Here is a 1318-nt window from a genome sequence, read left to right on the forward strand (position 1 = left end):
ATTTTTTTCGTCTTTTTATGATTTTTACAGATAATCTGACCGCCTACGGCAGCCATTTTTCTTATATTTACTGCCATTAAGGCGATACCAATTTCTTTTTTTACTTTGGCAGTTCCTCGAACTGACATTCGAGTGAACCCCAAAATAGCCTTCAGATATCCAAATACTGGTTCGACATCTATCTTGCGACGCGCATAGATGTTACCAGTTTCCTGATCTGAAAGCTTTTGTCTTGTGTATTCTTTAAAGTACTCCAGGTTATTATTCCTGAAGATTTTCTTGTTTCCGGCTGCTTGTGCTGAAATACACTGGGTCTTCAATGGACATTCCTGACACATATCGCATTGATAGACCTTTGATACTTGCTCTTTATCACCATTTTTTCTCACACTATAACCTTTAAAAGGGAGTGGATGATTCTGAGGACATATAAAGGCATCCTCCAATTCATGATACTTCCAGTTAAAAGTGTTAAATCGATCTTTTCTGTAGCCTGGAGACTGCTCTTTTACATACATATTGAAAGGAATGAGCGGGATGACCTGCAGGTCATCTATAAGTATTTCATAGTTACTTTCACTTCCATAACCAGCATCAGCCACTATGTGTTGCGGAAATTTATGATAGAGCGCTTTGTATGTATTCAGAAATGGAATCAGTGTCTTAGTATCTGTAGGGTTTGGAAAGACATCGTATGCGAGAACGAACTGGTTGTTAGTGGCAATTTGAATATTATATCCGGCTTTCAACTGACCATTCCTCATATGATCATCCTTCATACGCATAAACACGGCATCATGGTCAGTCTTAGAATAGCTGTTTCTTTCTCCTAATATCTTGAGCTGTCCCTCATATTTTTTATTTCTTTCAAGGATCGCTCTAATTTCTTTTTGCCCAGCCTTTAATGATGTTCTCTCTTTTCTGATACTTTTTCTTTCCTCTGAATCGTCGCTCTGCTCCATTTTATGTGTTAAATCTTCGATTTTCTCTGTGAGAGCTTCGTCGATATACGGGGTATCATCAATATTAAATTCTTCATCCATTTCGTTCTTTATCTCCTGAATGATTTCATTTTCATAGAGATCCTCATAGATAAGCTGGGCTCTGGTCACAGCTTTGGACTGATTATTGAGAACAGTCTTCTTCCATACGAATGAATACTTATTTGCGTTTGCTTCAATTTTTGTTCCATCTATAAAGATGGCATCCTCATCTATCAGATTGTTTTCAGTTAGCTGAGCTCTGAAATTAGTATACAAATTTTTCAGTAGGTCATCCATCACCGGATGAACTCTAAAGCGATTGATGGTTCTATAGG

The 1318-nt window shown here is 37.6% G+C and carries 1 protein-coding gene; it reads right to left on the minus strand.

Going from position 1 to position 1318, the window contains the following annotated elements:
• The coding region (locus ERX27_RS11090) for an IS1182 family transposase (RefSeq protein WP_133432852.1) at positions 1-1318 on the minus strand (1318 nt) is incomplete at both ends.

Origin of the sequence: Macrococcus brunensis (assembly GCF_004359615.1) — a bacterium.
In the GTDB taxonomy this organism is placed as follows: Bacteria; Bacillota; Bacilli; order Staphylococcales; family Staphylococcaceae; genus Macrococcus; species Macrococcus brunensis.